Genomic DNA, 15,228 nt, shown 5'->3' on the forward strand with positions numbered 1-15,228 from the left:
GCACGCCGCCAGCGTTCGTCCTGAGCCAGGATCAAACTCTCCATTAAGGTTTGTTTAATATAGCTCAATTCATTGCTGACTTGCTTGTTTTACATTCACTCGTTGTTCAGTTTTCAAAGAGCAATTTCTTGTTACTTTTTGTCGTCGTTTTTAGCGGCGACTTTTATAAGATAACACATTTGATAGGCAGTATGCAAGTGTTATTTTAAAAATTTATAATAAAACAAGTTTTACGGCAGCCAACATGCAAAGTCCGGGGATTCCAAGGAAACTCACCGTGCCTACAGTAGCCGCATTCAGCGGAATGGTGAAATGCGTATATGTGCTGAACAGGTTCAAGAAATAAATTAAAAAAGCGGCAAATGCAATCTGCAAACAAATACGACCCAACCAATGGACGGAACGCGTATTGCGCAAAAAAATAAATAATAGTAATAAACCGGAAGCAATAAGTACTCCCCACAGTACATAATGCATCATGATTCGCTTACCTCCAAGGCATGTCCAAGATAGGCGTCCCCCGATGCCACATGGAGCCGTTTCGCCAGCCGCAGCAGCATTTCATAACGTTTCTCCGCAGCTTCCAGAGCATATATGGCATAATCGATTTGCTCCCTCTCGCATACGTAATCAAATCTTTTCTGTGCCGTCACCCATTCGATTTGAGCGGATCTGATTTCTTGAATTAACGAAAGCTGATCCTTCCTAACGGATAATTGAAGCATTTTTTGTTCTTTTCTTGAATTCGGCCATAACTGCATGACTTGTACCTCCTTTATCTATCGGCAGACATAACTTGCAACAACTCGTCTACTATAGATATAGAGAGAAGGAGGCGTTTTAGAACCGGGAAAACAAAAAAAGAGGCCTGTAAACAGACGACCACTGAAAAAGTGAACGCTGCATGAGCCAATCATACTTACGATCGCCAATTGTCCCCAAATTTCTTGAATCCACCCGCTTGCGGCAGGCGAAATTTGGGGACAAAAGCGAACGCCGGCGCTTCTCCAGCATGATTTCGCTCACTTCGCTACTTTTCAGCGGCCTCGTTAACAGACCTCTCTTGCAACTATTCTAGAGCTCACGGCGCCCCTCGAGCGCCTTCGTCAAAGTAACCTCATCGGCGTACTCCAAATCTCCGCCTACCGGCAAGCCATGGGCAATACGCGTTACTTTTAATCCAAAAGGCCGGACAAGCCGCGACAAATACATCGCCGTCGCTTCACCTTCAATATTAGGATTTGTCGCCAAAATTAACTCCTGTACACGTTCGTCGCTTAACCGCTTAAGCAAATCGGCTATGCGGATCTCATCCGGTCCGATACCTTCCATCGGTGAAATCGCACCGTGGAGCACATGGTAATAGCCGCGGAACTCTTTGGTTCTTTCCATCGCGACCATATCTTTGGGCTCTTGGACAACACAGATGGTGGATATGTCCCGGCTTTTATCCTGGCATACGCGGCAAGGATCGACATCGGTAATGTTGCAGCATACCGAACAATAATGCAGGTTGCGCTTTACATTAACCAACGCCTTGGCGAAATCGACAACGTCCTCTTCCTTCATGCGCAGCACGTGAAAAGCCAGACGCCCGGCTGTTTTGGGACCAATACCGGGCAAGTGGCCGAAGGCATCAATTAATTTGGCTATCGGTTCGGGATAAAACAATGGAGCAGCCCCTTCACGTTGTAGTACGCCGATTAAAACAAGCCCGGAATGTTCATGCCGCCCGTAAATCGGGACATTTCCTTGCCGGCCATCTCTTCAGCTTTGGTCAATGCATCATTAATTGCGGTCAAAACAAGATCCTGCAGCATTTCCACATCGTCCGGATCAACCGCTTCCGGTTTGATGACAACGTTAACGACTTTCTTCTGACCAGTGACCGTCACGGTAACCACACCGCCGCCTGCCGTTCCTTCGATCGTTTTACCGCCGAGCTCCTCTTGCGTTTTCAGCATTTGCTCCTGCATTTTTTTCACTTGCTTCATCATTTGGTTCATATTGTTCATAAATAACACGCTCCCTTACTCGTCTTTGATTTTGACCAAATCTTCGCCAAACCATTGTATTGCTTCGGAAATATAGGCTTCTTCCTGCGGCTTCTGCTCTTCCTCATGAACAAGCTTCAGCTCTTCGCGAGGCGTATCGGGTTCTTTCACCTGATCGGCCGCCGCTTTCCAATCTTTCTGCATCGCGGTGGAAAGCTTATAAGGCTCTCCCATAATTTCGGCCAGCACCTGTTCAATCAGCTGCTTATTGGCCGGTCTTTCCGTCGTTTCCCGGTGCATCGCGCTTTTAAATACGACAAGCAGCCGGTCTCCGGCGATGGCCGCCGGCTCCCCGTCCACCAGCCAAGCATGCACGGTGATTTTCTGGTCTTTGACCCGGCTTAACACCTGGCTCCACTTGCCCAGCACAGCGCGGATGGCCGTCCCGTCCTTGCCGCTCAAGAAGCCGTCCAGCTTCTCTCCGCTCCGCCTGGTGGCGGCTGCCGACGAAGGCGAAGCTTGGCGGAACGGGGCGGACGGAGACGGAGCGGACGGCCCCGCTGACGGCGGCTGCTTCTGCAGCTGCGCCAGCTGCTCCTCCAGGCGGCCGATGCGGCCGAGCAAATCACGGACAACGGAGTCGTCCGTTTTGGCGCCACCGGCATGCCCCTCTTCTGGCTGCGCGCCCGCTTCGCTGCGGCATAACTTCATCATCGCAATTTCAAACAGCGTTTGGGGCTGAGCCGAATACTTCATCTCGATATGGTAGTGGTTCAACACTTCGATAAACCGCATCATCTCGCTGTTCGCGAATCCTGCCGCCACCCGCTTCATTTGTTCCACGTCGAGCACCCGTTCGGTCACGGCTTGCGAACCCGGGACCATTTTGACCAATAGCAGGTCGCGGAAAAAATGAATCAGGTTCTCCAAGCACTTATCCGCACTTTTGCCCTCTTGCATAAACTCATCGATCATTTGCAGCGCCGCGGCGACATCCTGCCGGCCGATAGCTTGAGCCAACGCTTCAAATTGATCGGACGCAATGCCTCCGGTCATGGAAAGCGTGTCGGCATACGTTACTTTTTTTCCCGAAAAGGCAATGACTTGATCGAGCAAACTTAACGCATCGCGCATCCCGCCATCGGATAACCGGGCGATATACCGGAGCGCTTCGCCTTCAGCTTCGATCTCCTCGTGCCTGCATACTTCCTCCAGCCGCTCCACCTGCTCATCGAGCGGCACCCGGCGAAAATCAAACCGCTGACACCGTGAAATAATCGTCGCCGGCAAGCGGTGCGGTTCGGTTGTCGCCAAGATGAACATCACGTGCTCCGGCGGTTCCTCAAGCGTTTTGAGCAGCGCATTAAACGCTTCCGTCGTCAGCATGTGCACTTCGTCGATGATGTACACCTTATGCCGCACTTCGGTAGGGGCGTATTTCACTTTATCGCGAATGTCGCGAATCTCTTCCACCCCGCGGTTGGAAGCCGCGTCAATTTCAAGCACGTCCATGACCGAGCCCTCGGTAATCCGCTCACAAGCGGCACACTGATTGCACGGTTCGATAGCAGGTCCCCTCAAGCAGTTCACGGCCTTAGCCATAATCTTGGCGAGGGTGGTTTTGCCCGTCCCCCGGGGTCCGTTAAATAAGTACGCATGGGAAATGCGGCCTTCGCGCAGAGAGTTTTGCAGCGTCTGTATGATGTGCTTCTGGCCGACGACATCTTGGAAAGCCTGCGGCCTCCACGTTCGATACAGTGCGATATGTGCCATTAGTAGTCTCTCCCATGGTCTTTCGTGAATGTTTCAATTTATTATACTACATATGTACGGCCGATTTGAAGGCGTACCCGCCGATTTACGGAAAAGGGATGCTGACGGTGAACGTTGTGCCAAACCCTTTGGCGGAAACCCGGATGCTGCCCCCCATATCATGAATAATGCGCTGGCATACCGATAAGCCAAGCCCGGTGCCCTCCGCTTTGGTGGTGAAGAACGGATCGAATATTTTGTCGATGACAAACAGCGGTATACCGGGACCGGTATCGTGGATATCGATATGAACCCGTCTCTCCTCCAAATCGACTCTTTCCGTTACAGTTAAATGACCGCCATCCACCATGGCCTCGATCCCATTTTTGCCGATATTCAGAAACACCTGTTTAAGCAGCTCCGCATCGGCGATCACTTTGGGCAGGGAACCTGAAGCCTCATAGTGTACCGTAACGCCATGTAATATCGCCTCATTATAGATGATCGGCATAATTTCCCGCAGCACGTTCGGCACATCGACCTCGACATAAGAGACATGTTTCGGTTTGCTGAGCAGTAAAAATTCACTGACCAGTTCATTGATCCGATTGATCTCCGCCAACATCACTTCGGTATACTCCGTCTCCTTGTGCATTCCTTGAATCTCAAACGTTCGGCGCAGCACCTGCAAAAAACCTTTGATGGACGTGAGCGGATTGCGTATCTCGTGTGCGGTCCCCGCGGCAATCTGCCCGATCATGGCCAAACGGTCGCTGCGCTGCACCTGTTGTTCAAGCGACCGCAAATTCGTCACATCTTTAAACATAACGTAAGCCCCGACAATACTTCCCGAGGTATCCTTCAGCACATTGGAATCAAGAAGCAGTTCGTAGCGCTCTTGATTATTAGTCCACGAAAGGGCCCGGTTGCGGTCTACCATACCGTCCAGAATCGTCCGTTGAACCAATCTGTGCTCGGAGGGGACGTAAGCAAAAATCTCATCCATCGACCTATACAGCACATCATACTTGGAAAAACCGAGGAGACGGCAAGCCACATCGCTAATATCCGTAAGCTGAAAATCTTTATTGATGAGCAGAACCCCTAGATTTACATCTTTGATAAACATGCTGCCAAATTGTCTTATTAATGAAATGTCTTGCGATGAAGGAGACGTGCGAAGAGTAATGAGGAAGTATATCAATCCGTCCACTTCGATTTTCAATGCAGCACAAGGGCAAGAAAGCGTCTCCCCGGATGAACATTGAACGGACGCGTGGCAATACCCGTCGTCGGACGCTTCATTGGAATCAATGAAGCGCCATAGTTCCAGCGGCTTATCCAAAGCCAACAACCTTCCAAGCGGCTGTCCGGACACAACCTGTCCGCTATAACCGGTTAACGTGTGGAATACGTTATTGGAGTAGAGGATACGCTGCGTTTGGTCGACAATCAGAACGGAATTATGGCTGTTGCGCTCAATGTAAGTTCTGAAAGCATCTAACGACATGTGCCAAATCACGGATTCAGACAATTCTCTCACCTCCGGTTCATGGGAAATATATCGTAAGTACGAAGTATTCTCCTTTTATTCCCATTTTTCCTTCTATGTAACAAATGTCGCTATAAAAAAACTTCTGCCGATACCTTTCAGATGAATAAAAAAACTGCATCCTCCGGTCATGGCGTTCCACGACAGTGATGCAGTCCATTTATGTCTTCATTTATGTCTTCATAATTAAAACCGTGCACCTGCAATTGATATTGCGATCCAAGCGGAATTTTTATCGCTGGCTCAAACAAGGCAACCCCCCGGCACATGAAACATCCCGCTTATGGCTGCTTTCTTCCGAACCTGACCAGATTCACAGGCATCCATTGCGGAGGACCCGGCTCTCAACACCAGCTTTAAAACCCAAACCTCACATCGACAATACCGCTTGTAGGAATTCAACCCCGCTATAGCGGATTGCGAGTTACAGGGCACCGCTACCTCCCCGTCTAGCACGGCACAGATAAGTATAGCTCATTCGCAAACAAATAGCAACCGAAGTTGTCGATTGCTAGAGACGTATCCTTCTGCCATTACCGGTAAACGGAGACATGAATTCGATATCTTGGCATCATGGTAGCGAGTTGATTATACGCATCCATCCGGACAGCTTCCATCTGCGCATCGGTTAAACCCGAATTCAGCTTCAATTTGACGCTGGCATCGGGCCCATTAATGGTTAAGCTGGAGCTGCGGACATCCGGGATTTGTTTAATCACTTCCCGCATAAGGCGGGTATCGTCGCCATAGGTGTGATACGTCGGGCTGGTCGGCAGATTCGGATTCACGTCGGTAAGCCCCAGATAGCCGTCGTTGGAATAAGATCGAACTTGACCGCCGTTTGACTGATTTTGTTTTTGACACGCGGGTGCGACCAGAACCGCTGCTCCCACCATAAGCGCAACAAACGTTGTTTTATAAGCAAACATATAAAAAAACCTCCCTGCCATTCCTAAAGTAAGATGTACTTAGGATGGCTTAAGGAGGTTCTGTTATGCTGCATATCGCTTGGAAAAAACAACCGGGCTATTAGATGCCGTATTTTTTCTTAAATTTATCAACACGACCGCCAGCATCGACGAATTTCTGTTTGCCTGTGAAGAACGGATGGCAGTTCGAGCAAATTTCGACACGCAGATTTTGCTTAATCGAACCGGACTCAAACGTGTTGCCGCAAGCGCAGGTAACCGTCGTTACTTGGTAATTCGGATGAATTGCTTGTTTCATTTCTTTCACCTCTCATGCCCTGAATCACCATGTGAATCAGAGTTATATTGACACATAAAAAGAGTATATCACTTCTTACAAACCGGTTGCAACTTTTTTTCTCCGCTCGTGCGGACTGGGCACATGAGTATAAGAGCCTAATACTACATCCGGAAGCTCTTCCTGAAAAATCTCAATCATCTGCTTCATACCAAGCATTTCGCCGCGAGCCTTCGGGATAAGCTGGAGGTAACTCTCCGGATCGATGTTCAGATTGCGCAGCTGAATCAGCTTCAGTCCGGTGCGGCGGACAAACTCGATCATCGCTTCCATCTCCTCTTCCCGATCGGTTACGCCCGGGAAAATCAGATAGTTAATCGAGGTGTACACGCCTTGATCGGCGGCATACCGCAGCGACTTTTCGACATTTTTCAGCGTATAGCCACGCGGCTTGTAATACGCATTATAATGATCGTCCAGCGCACTAATGGTACTTACCCGCATCAAATCCAGGCCCGCATCGACAATGCCGCGAATATGATCGCTCAGGCCCGCATTCGTGTTGATATTGATAAAACCGTTATCCGTCTGCTTCCTCACGGTACGAATCGCTTCTATAATAAGCGGCGCTTGCGTCGAAGGTTCGCCTTCGCATCCTTGGCCAAAGCTGATGATGGCCTCCGGTGTTTTCAGATGATGAAGCATCACCTGGACAATTTCCTCCACTTTCGGCTTGAAATTCATCCGCGTTTGGGGTGCGGGAAATCCGCTATCCTCCGGCTGCTCGGAGATACATCCGAAACAGCCTGCATTGCAGGAAAAAGAAACGGGAACAGCGCCTTCCCAGCGGTTCAAAAACGTATTGGAAGCAGTCAAGCATTCATACCCGAGAGCGCAATTCGACAAATGCTCATACAGCCGGTTATCGGGATATTCTTTCCTGATCCGCCCCACTTCCACATCCAGCACATCGCGGTCGCAGTTCAAAGGATTCCACAGATAAGGATCGTCGCTTTGGCGGGCAGCTACATAAAAGCCGTCTTCCTTCCAAACAACCGCCGAGTAACCGAACAGCGGCAGCAGCTTGGTCTTGTCCGCCTTTACATACCCCGGCAGGAGCAGCCGGGTGAAACCTTGGGGCAGCAAGGCGCCTACGGCGCAAACATCACCTGGAACCACCGTCATCTCTCCGGAATCCGCATCGATGCCAACGGCTCGCGTATCCGGCAGACTGACCAAAGTCGCCCCCTCGGGAAGCGGAATCAGCTCGTCTTCAAATATTTCCGTCACCTGGTCGCCGCTGCGTCCAAGACCGATGTAATCGGGATGGTCGAACACGTTACCTTGACGGTCAGCATATACAAGATTCATCATGTTCTCCTTGAAGTCAATCAGGACGCGGAATTTTTAACTTTTTTGGCAGCTGTTGAAGTGGACCCGGAAGTAGATGCCGATGCGGTTTTCTTCTCCAACGTATCCAAAAATTCCTGATTCGTTTTCGTTTCGCCGAGCTTTTTAATAAACGCGTCGACATATTCATGCGATTCGTTCATGCTCTTGCGAATCGTCCACACTTTATCCAGTTCTTCCTTGCTCAGCAGCATTTCTTCGCGGCGGGTGCCGGAGCGGCGAATATCGATAGCCGGGAAAATGCGCCGTTCGGCGAGCTTGCGGTCCAAATGAAGCTCCAGGTTGCCAGTTCCTTTAAATTCTTCGTAGATTACGTCGTCCATCCGTGAGCCGGTTTCGACCAAAGCGGTAGCCAATATCGTCAAGCTGCCGCCCTCCTCGATATTCCGGGCCGCCCCGAAAAACCGCTTCGGACGATGGAATGCGCCAGGGTCAATACCGCCGGACAACGTCCGGCCGGTCGGAGGTACAACGAGGTTGTACGCCCGGGCAAGACGGGTAATGCTGTCGAGCAGAATAACGACATCCTTTTTATGTTCGACAAGCCGCTGCGCCCGTTCAAGCACAAGCTCGGCTACTTTAATATGGTTCTCCGGCAGCTCGTCGAATGTCGAAGCGACAACTTCTCCTTTGACCGAACGCTGCATATCCGTCACTTCTTCGGGCCGCTCGTCGATCAGCAGCACGAACAGTTCGATTTCCGGATAGTTGGATGAAATGCTGTTAGCGATTTCTTTAAGAAGCAGCGTTTTACCCGCTTTCGGAGGAGCGACAATAAGACCGCGCTGGCCAAGACCGACAGGAGCGAGCAAATCCATAAGACGAGTCGATAAATGAGTTGGAGAAGTTTCGAGAACCATTCTTTTCTGCGGATAAAGAGGAGTTAAGGCTGGAAAATGAAGTCGTTCCGATGCAGTGTCGGGGTCTTCGCCGTTAACGGCTTCCACATGAAGCAAACCGAAATATCTTTCATTTTCTTTAGGCGGCCTGCACTTCCCGGATACCAGGTCGCCAGAACGCAGGTCAAACCGGCGTATTTGCGACGCCGAGATGTATATATCTTCTGCGCTCGGCAAGTAGTTGATCGGCCGCAAAAATCCGAAGCCTTCAGGCAGCACATCCAGCACGCCCTGCATAAACATGAGTCCGCCTTTTTCAGCTTGAGCGCGGAGAATGGCAAAAATAAGTTCTTTTTTCTTCATCTGGCCGTAAGATGGAATCTGATGTTCTTTCGCCAGCTTGTATAATTCCGTTAGTTTCAGCGCTTCGAGCTGCGCTAAATGCATATCCATGGATACATACCACCAAACTATTAAATTTTCTCTTCTTGTGAAATATAGTCTAGCAATTCCCAACTTTGACTTGATTTATTCCACAGCCAGGAGCAAAAGATTGAGACGAGCCAAACCTCGCTGCTTGCAAGACCGTTCTTATTGCCTATGCCAATCAAGACTACTCGCGCCATACTTCCGCGCCAAGCGACACTAGGTTCCTGACAATGTTGTCATAGCCGCGTTCGATATACTCGACGCCGCTGATTTCCGTCACGCCTTCCTGCACCGTCAAGCCGGCAATAACCAGTGCCGCGCCTGCGCGCAGGTCGGTGGCTTTCACTTTCGCCGCACTTAAGCGGCTGCCTTCAATCACGGCCGAACGGCCTTCCACTTTGATTTTTGCACCCATTCTGACAAGCTCGGGCACATGCTTAAATCTATTACCATACACATAATCTGTTAAAATACTAACGCCTTTGGCTTGCGTCAGCAAAGTGGTCATCGGGGATTGAAGGTCGGTTGCAAACCCGGGATATACAAGCGCTTTAACGTCCACACTCGCATACTCCTGCTGACCGACGACACGAATCGCTTCGTCCATCTCGTATATGTGGGCGCCCATTTCCTGAAGTTTTGCCGTCACGGCTTCCATATGTTTCGGTATCACGTTATCAATCACAACATCGCCTCGTGTTGCGGCGGCCATGATCATGTATGTACCGGCTTGAATACGGTCGGGAATAATCGAGTGGCGGCAGCCGTGAAGCGCATCAACGCCTTCAATGCGGATCGTTTCGGTACCGGCCCCTTTGATTTTGGCCCCCATCGAGTTGAGTAATGTTGCTACATCTATAATTTCAGGCTCTTTAGCCGCATTTTCGATAATGGTGACACCTTTGGCCCGAGAGGCCGCAAGCATAATATTAATGGTCGCGCCTACGCTGACCAAATCCAAGTAGATCTTTGCTCCGCGTAATTCTTTCGCTTTAATTTTCAAAGAACCGTGCTCATTCGTGACAACCGCGCCAAGCGCTTCAAATCCTTTAATATGCTGTTCAATCGGTCTCGGTTCAAAATTGCATCCGCCGGGCAATCCTACGGTTGCTTCTCCGAATCTGCCAAGCAGTGCGCCCATCAAATAATAGGAGGCGCGCAATTTCTTCACATCGCCGTTTGGCATCGGCTTGGATTGCAAGGAACTAGGATCAATCATCATCGTGTCATCTGTACGCTCAACCACCGCGCCAAGCTCCGAAAGCAGGTTGGAATACACCGCAACATCGCTAATTGCAGGCAAATTGTCCAGTGTGACCGCCGTTTCCGCCATAATGGCAGTCGGAATTAAGGCGACCGCGCTGTTTTTCGCCCCGCTGATTTGTACCGTGCCGCGCAGCGGACGACCGCCAGCGACCATCAGTTTTTTCATATAAAACTATTCCTCCTGAACGCATTTGCCGTCAGGCAAAGCTTGCATCGTCAGCATCTCTCTTAAAAACGAAATGCTATAGTAGGGCAAACTAAAAAAACAGGCGGGAACATCCGCCAAAGCATGGCGGACTTCCCGATCACATTTCATGAAAAATTAGGCTTGGTTCGAGCTGCCGAACAATTGGATCTTCGATTTAACGACATCGATCATAGCTTTGCGGGCAGGGGTGAGGTATTTGCGAGGATCGTATACTTTCGCATCTTTGTTAAGCACTTCGCGGATTGCTTCGGTGCAAGCCACTTGGTTTTCCGTGTTGACGTTGATTTTGCCTACGCCGGCCAAAATCGATTTGCGGATCATTTCGTCCGGAACGCCGGAACCACCGTGCAATACGACTGGAACAGGAATCGCGCTAGCTACTTTCTCGATAATGTCGAAACGGATGTTCGGCTCGCCTGCATACATGCCATGCGCCGTACCTACTGCGATTGCCAGACAGTCAACGCCTGTTTCTTCGTAGAAACGGATTGCTTCTTCAGGCTTGGCCAAATTAGCATCAGCCTCATCCACGCTGATATCGTCTTCTACGCCGCCGATAGTGCCAAGCTCGCCTTCAACGGATACGCCCATCGCATGAGCCGCTTTAACGACTTCTTTTGTCAGACGGATGTTATCTTCGTAAGAGTGGTGGGAACCATCAAACATAACCGAGCTGAAACCGGCGCGGATACATTTCATAGCCACTTCAAAGCTGCTGCCGTGATCCAAGTGAAGCGCGATCGGAAGGCCGGACTTTTTAGCTGCGGCTTCCGCGATTGCAACCGTATATTCAATCCCCATATATTTCAGCGCGCCTTCGCTGACACCGTAAATAAACGGAGATTTCAGCTCGATCGCCGCTTCCATAATAGCTTGGGCAAATTCCAGGTTGTTCATATTAAATTGACCTACTGCATACTTACCCGTTTTTGCCTTCGGCAAAAACTCATTCATTGAAACCAATGGCATGGCTTTCTTTCCTCCTAAATGTCTATGTAGTTGCTGGTTGGAATATACTCCATTCCGCCGAGCTATCCAGTACTGAACTAGTATACCATATAACTTTTGAAATGATAACACGGGGTATTAAACAAAAAAGGACCCTGAGCTCAGGATCCTACAGCGTAGCCGTTTTCAGAGCTGCCCAGCTTGTCGTTGACGGCTGTCCTCAGCTCATCGATATCGAATGGCTTGGTAAAATGCATGATCGCCCCGAGATCGGTTGCTTCCTTAATCATATCCAACTCACCGTAAGCGGTCATCATGATGACTTTAATAGACGGATCAATCTGTTTGATATGCTTCAAGATGTCCAGCCCGTCCATACCGGGGATTTTCATGTCCAGAAGAACGAGGTCGGGGGATACGCTCTTGACGATTTCGAGCGCCAGCTTGCCGTTGGAAGCTTGGTACGTCTCATAGCCTTCACTGCTGAACACTTCCATTAGCAAAATTCGGATACCGTTTTGATCGTCCACAATGAGTAGCTTTTTTTTCAAAATAATCCCTCCTAAGAACATCGCTTTTGGTGAGTCCTTGCTGCGCAGATCTGGCCGCCCCATCCTCAAAACCAATCTTTAAGGCGAAGCGTCGTGCATAAAAAGCCGGTAACAACATGTTATGCCAGTTTGTCCGTCCGCAGAAGCGTTTCTTTGCCGAAACCGCCGTTCTTTACAAAAGAAAAGGACTGCTCGCACGGAGAGTCCTCTCTCTGTATATAGGATTACATTCGCTGCCCAGCGTGATAATCCTCCTTCGGTTATCCATAAAGTTCAAACTTTTACAAAAAAGTGATGGCTAACCATCTATCACACTTCAACCAATTCGCTTAATTTGGCAGATTGCTCGAAAGCCGCTCTGACGAAATGACGGAATAACGGCTGCGGACGATTCGGTCTGGACGTAAATTCCGGATGGAATTGCACCGCCAGAAACCAAGGATGGTCCGGATATTCGACAATTTCCACGAGCCGGCCGTCCGGAGAGGTGCCGGAAACTTTTAAGCCAGCCGATTCGATCAAATCGCGGTATTCATTGTTGAACTCATAGCGATGACGATGACGTTCGTAAACCAATTCATCTTCATAACATTTCATAGCCAAAGAACCTTCAGCCAGTTTGCAAGGATATAAGCCAAGTCTCATCGTACCGCCGAGGTCTTCGATATCTTTCTGCTCAGGAAGCAGGTCGATCACCGGGTATGCCGTCGTCGGGTTAATCTCGGAGCTGTTCGCCCCTTCCAAATTAGCCAATGAACGTGCAATCTCAACAACAGCGACCTGCATGCCAAGACAGATGCCGAAGAACGGAATCTTCTTCTCGCGGGCATAACGGATTGCGCTCACTTTTCCTTCAATGCCGCGGTCGCCGAAGCCGCCGGGCACCAGAATTCCTTGTACGCCGCCAAGCAGCTCGTCCACATTATGATCGTATACTTCCTCTGCGTTAACCCAACGGATCTTCACTTCGGTGTTGCAATCGATGCCGGCGTGACTAAGCGATTCCACAATCGACAAGTAAGCGTCATGCAATGCGACATATTTGCCGACGATGGCAATTTCGGTCGTGTGCTTAAGCGACTTCACGCGATCAATCAGTTTCTCCCACTCGGTCATGTCAGGAGGCGTCGTCGTTAATTTCAGATGGTTGACCACAATATCGTCAAGACCTTGCGCGCGCAGCATCATCGGCACTTCGTACAATGTTTCGGCGTCGTTATTTTCGATTACGGCATTGGCGTCGATATCGCAGAACAACGCCAGCTTACGTTTCATTTCATCGGTCAAAGGATGCTCCGTCCGGCACACAACTACATGCGGCTGGATGCCCAGTGAGCGCAGTTCCTTCACGCTATGCTGTGTCGGCTTGGTTTTTACTTCCCCTGCCGCTTTCAAATAAGGAATAAGCGTAACATGGATATACATTACGTTATCGCGGCCGATATCGCTTTTAATTTGACGAATCGCTTCAAGAAACGGCAAGCTTTCGATATCGCCGACCGTACCACCGATTTCCGTAATCACCACATCGGAATGAGCTTCGCGTCCGGCGCGGAATACCCGCTCCTTAATTTCATTCGTAATATGCGGAATGACTTGGACGGTACCGCCCAAATATTCGCCGCGGCGTTCCTTCGCAATGACGGAGGAGTAGATTTTCCCGGTAGTTACATTGCTGTTTTTGCTTAAGTTGATATCGATAAACCGCTCATAATGGCCAAGGTCAAGGTCGGTTTCCGCACCATCGTCGGTAACGAACACTTCGCCGTGCTGATACGGGCTCATCGTTCCCGGGTCGACGTTGATATACGGGTCAAACTTCTGGATCGTCACTTTCAGCCCGCGGTTTTTGAGCAGCCTTCCTAATGAGGCTGCAGTAATTCCTTTACCCAGCGAGGAAACGACCCCCCCAGTGACGAAAATATACTTTGTCATTATGTAAACCTCCCAAGAGTATTGGATTTTTGTCAACTAAAACAGCTCATCTACAACAGTTTGACGATACCGTGACGACTTAAGATTTGGTTTCGAAATTCATTGTTTCCAAGGTGGCATAAAAATAAAAAACGCCCCTCAAAAAAGGGGGCGCTTTTTTTATTTTTTGTGTAAATATTGTTTCTTCATCAATAGCCCAGAACATAGTTTACTCTGATCGCGGGGGGCATGTCAAGAGAAGAGAAGCCGGATTATTTATCCTCTTCTTCATCGTCGTCTTCGTCAAAGTCTTCTTCGCCTTCCAGATCGTCGATCTCCTCATCCATACCTTCTTCGTCGATGGCCGATTCTTCGATTTCTTCTTCGATTTCTTCCTCTTCGAAGAATTCGCCCTCTTCCTCGGCTTCTTCTTCCGCTTCGAACTCGTCACGCACCGTATCGTAGGAATCGTATCCCTCTTCCTCGACGTAAGAGTCTTCTTCTTCCTCGAACATATCCTCTTCGTCCAGGTCGTCGTCTTCGTCGTTTATGATACGCGGGCGCTTCGCGCTGCCGACGGCATCTTCGGATTTCTCCACCGGATACCACCGTTTGAGCCCCCACAAATTCGTTCCTACGCATGCAAACCGACCGTCAATATTGATTTCGGTATATAACTGCGCGATTACCTGCATAACCTCATCATCGGAAAGTCCTTTGATCTTCGCGATTTCCGACATCAGGTCGCGGTAATAAAATGGCGTATTCGCCGACTTCAGCAATTCAAAGGCGAGGTCGACCATCGGCATTTCTTTTGCTTTCTCCGTGCCGATTTTCAGCGTATATTGCGCGCTCATCCAAGCACATCCCTTCGGACAAATTCCATATATCTATACTACAATATCCATTATATTCATTAAGTAAACCTTATTTTATGTAAAAATGCAACTGGAAGTATCAAGCGGCGCTTCTCCCGCAAACATGAAGGAGCGAAGGCACAAAAAACTGCGCCTTCGCTCTTGACTGTATCCGCTGCTGCGGCGGCAAGCCGCCCTATGCCCCAACGGAGCGGGGATCTCTACAATCCCTCTGTTGTATCGTATGACGGGATTTTCCTTGTGACACTGACATTCACCTATTTATTTGGAAAAAGGCCATC

At 49.6% G+C, this 15,228-nt stretch carries 15 protein-coding genes, 1 other RNA gene and 1 pseudogene; all 17 read right to left on the bottom strand.

The features are described from left to right. Positions 1-213: 213 nt before the first annotated feature. Entirely contained in the window at positions 214-480 is a 267-nt protein-coding gene (locus tag EYB31_RS28065) for a pro-sigmaK processing inhibitor BofA family protein (RefSeq protein WP_131016801.1), read from the bottom strand. Beyond that, the gene (locus EYB31_RS28070) at positions 477-761 is read right to left on the bottom strand and encodes a DUF2508 family protein (RefSeq protein WP_131016802.1); all 285 of its coding nucleotides are present in this window, start codon (positions 759-761) and stop codon (positions 477-479) included. The genes EYB31_RS28065 and EYB31_RS28070 overlap by 4 nt, the downstream gene beginning before the upstream one ends. A 313-nt stretch (positions 762-1,074) precedes the next feature. Continuing rightward, positions 1,075-1,671, bottom strand: coding sequence for a recombination mediator RecR (gene recR / locus EYB31_RS28075; protein WP_131016803.1), 597 nt, complete (start codon positions 1,669-1,671; stop codon positions 1,075-1,077). A 32-nt stretch (positions 1,672-1,703) separates the two neighbouring features. Beyond that, positions 1,704-2,015, bottom strand: a complete 312-nt coding sequence (locus EYB31_RS28080; RefSeq protein ID WP_131016804.1) for a YbaB/EbfC family nucleoid-associated protein — start codon at positions 2,013-2,015, stop codon at positions 1,704-1,706. A 15-nt stretch (positions 2,016-2,030) separates the two neighbouring features. After that, complete coding sequence (gene dnaX / locus EYB31_RS28085; protein WP_131016805.1) at positions 2,031-3,767, bottom strand: DNA polymerase III subunit gamma/tau; 1,737 nt, start codon at positions 3,765-3,767, stop codon at positions 2,031-2,033. An 85-nt stretch (positions 3,768-3,852) separates the two neighbouring features. After that, positions 3,853-4,875, bottom strand: coding sequence for an ATP-binding protein (locus tag EYB31_RS28090; RefSeq protein WP_420819482.1), 1,023 nt, complete (start codon positions 4,873-4,875; stop codon positions 3,853-3,855). A 96-nt stretch (positions 4,876-4,971) separates the two neighbouring features. Beyond that, positions 4,972-5,256 (bottom strand): annotated as a pseudogene (locus EYB31_RS41585) (PAS domain-containing protein); the annotation flags it as partial. Between the two features lie 234 nt (positions 5,257-5,490). Continuing rightward, positions 5,491-5,756: signal recognition particle sRNA large type (ffs, locus tag EYB31_RS28095), an RNA gene on the bottom strand. Positions 5,757-5,831: 75 nt separating this feature from the next. Then, on the bottom strand, positions 5,832-6,227 hold the full coding sequence (locus tag EYB31_RS28100; RefSeq protein WP_131016806.1) for a hypothetical protein: 396 nt from the start codon (positions 6,225-6,227) through the stop codon (positions 5,832-5,834). Between the two features lie 100 nt (positions 6,228-6,327). Beyond that, positions 6,328-6,525: a 50S ribosomal protein L31 gene (rpmE, locus tag EYB31_RS28105; RefSeq protein WP_131016807.1), complete on the bottom strand. Its 198-nt coding sequence runs from the start codon at positions 6,523-6,525 to the stop codon at positions 6,328-6,330. A 75-nt stretch (positions 6,526-6,600) separates the two neighbouring features. Further along, positions 6,601-7,875, bottom strand: coding sequence for a radical SAM family protein (locus EYB31_RS28110; RefSeq protein WP_131016920.1), 1,275 nt, complete (start codon positions 7,873-7,875; stop codon positions 6,601-6,603). 20 nt (positions 7,876-7,895) lie between these two features. Then, a complete protein-coding gene (rho, locus tag EYB31_RS28115; RefSeq protein WP_131016808.1) occupies positions 7,896-9,206 on the bottom strand; it encodes a transcription termination factor Rho in 1,311 nt (436 codons plus the stop codon). Between the two features lie 160 nt (positions 9,207-9,366). Continuing rightward, the gene (locus EYB31_RS28120) at positions 9,367-10,614 is read right to left on the bottom strand and encodes a UDP-N-acetylglucosamine 1-carboxyvinyltransferase (RefSeq protein WP_131016809.1); all 1,248 of its coding nucleotides are present in this window, start codon (positions 10,612-10,614) and stop codon (positions 9,367-9,369) included. Positions 10,615-10,770: 156 nt separating this feature from the next. After that, positions 10,771-11,625, bottom strand: coding sequence for a class II fructose-1,6-bisphosphate aldolase (gene fba / locus EYB31_RS28125; protein WP_131016810.1), 855 nt, complete (start codon positions 11,623-11,625; stop codon positions 10,771-10,773). A gap of 140 nt (positions 11,626-11,765) precedes the next feature. Further along, a complete protein-coding gene (locus tag EYB31_RS28130; protein WP_131016811.1) occupies positions 11,766-12,155 on the bottom strand; it encodes a response regulator in 390 nt (129 codons plus the stop codon). A 309-nt stretch (positions 12,156-12,464) separates the two neighbouring features. Continuing rightward, positions 12,465-14,090, bottom strand: coding sequence for a CTP synthase (locus EYB31_RS28135; RefSeq protein ID WP_131016812.1), 1,626 nt, complete (start codon positions 14,088-14,090; stop codon positions 12,465-12,467). Between the two features lie 251 nt (positions 14,091-14,341). Then, a complete protein-coding gene (rpoE, locus tag EYB31_RS28140) occupies positions 14,342-14,926 on the bottom strand; it encodes a DNA-directed RNA polymerase subunit delta (RefSeq protein WP_131016813.1) in 585 nt (194 codons plus the stop codon). Positions 14,927-15,228 lie beyond the last annotated feature (302 nt).

Origin of the sequence: Paenibacillus thalictri (genome assembly GCF_004307995.1) — a bacterium.
In the GTDB taxonomy this organism is placed as follows: domain Bacteria; phylum Bacillota; class Bacilli; order Paenibacillales; family NBRC-103111; genus Paenibacillus_AF; species Paenibacillus_AF thalictri.

What these genes read in the sequence shown, in the direction of transcription:
- EYB31_RS28065 (WP_131016801.1), bottom strand. Translation starts at nt 480, where the DNA reads ATGATGCATTATGTACTGTGGGGAGTACTTATTGCTTCCGGTTTATTA.
- EYB31_RS28070 (WP_131016802.1), bottom strand. Translation starts at nt 761, where the DNA reads ATGCAGTTATGGCCGAATTCAAGAAAAGAACAAAAAATGCTTCAATTA.
- EYB31_RS28080 (WP_131016804.1), bottom strand. Translation starts at nt 2,015, where the DNA reads ATGAACAATATGAACCAAATGATGAAGCAAGTGAAAAAAATGCAGGAG.
- dnaX (WP_131016805.1), bottom strand. Translation starts at nt 3,767, where the DNA reads ATGGCACATATCGCACTGTATCGAACGTGGAGGCCGCAGGCTTTCCAA.
- EYB31_RS28090 (WP_420819482.1), bottom strand. Translation starts at nt 4,875, where the DNA reads ATGTTTATCAAAGATGTAAATCTAGGGGTTCTGCTCATCAATAAAGAT.
- EYB31_RS28100 (WP_131016806.1), bottom strand. Translation starts at nt 6,227, where the DNA reads ATGTTTGCTTATAAAACAACGTTTGTTGCGCTTATGGTGGGAGCAGCG.
- rpmE (WP_131016807.1), bottom strand. Translation starts at nt 6,525, where the DNA reads ATGAAACAAGCAATTCATCCGAATTACCAAGTAACGACGGTTACCTGC.
- EYB31_RS28110 (WP_131016920.1), bottom strand. Translation starts at nt 7,875, where the DNA reads ATGAATCTTGTATATGCTGACCGTCAAGGTAACGTGTTCGACCATCCC.
- rho (WP_131016808.1), bottom strand. Translation starts at nt 9,206, where the DNA reads ATGGATATGCATTTAGCGCAGCTCGAAGCGCTGAAACTAACGGAATTA.
- EYB31_RS28120 (WP_131016809.1), bottom strand. Translation starts at nt 10,614, where the DNA reads ATGAAAAAACTGATGGTCGCTGGCGGTCGTCCGCTGCGCGGCACGGTA.
- fba (WP_131016810.1), bottom strand. Translation starts at nt 11,625, where the DNA reads ATGCCATTGGTTTCAATGAATGAGTTTTTGCCGAAGGCAAAAACGGGT.
- EYB31_RS28135 (WP_131016812.1), bottom strand. Translation starts at nt 14,090, where the DNA reads ATGACAAAGTATATTTTCGTCACTGGGGGGGTCGTTTCCTCGCTGGGT.
- rpoE (WP_131016813.1), bottom strand. Translation starts at nt 14,926, where the DNA reads ATGAGCGCGCAATATACGCTGAAAATCGGCACGGAGAAAGCAAAAGAA.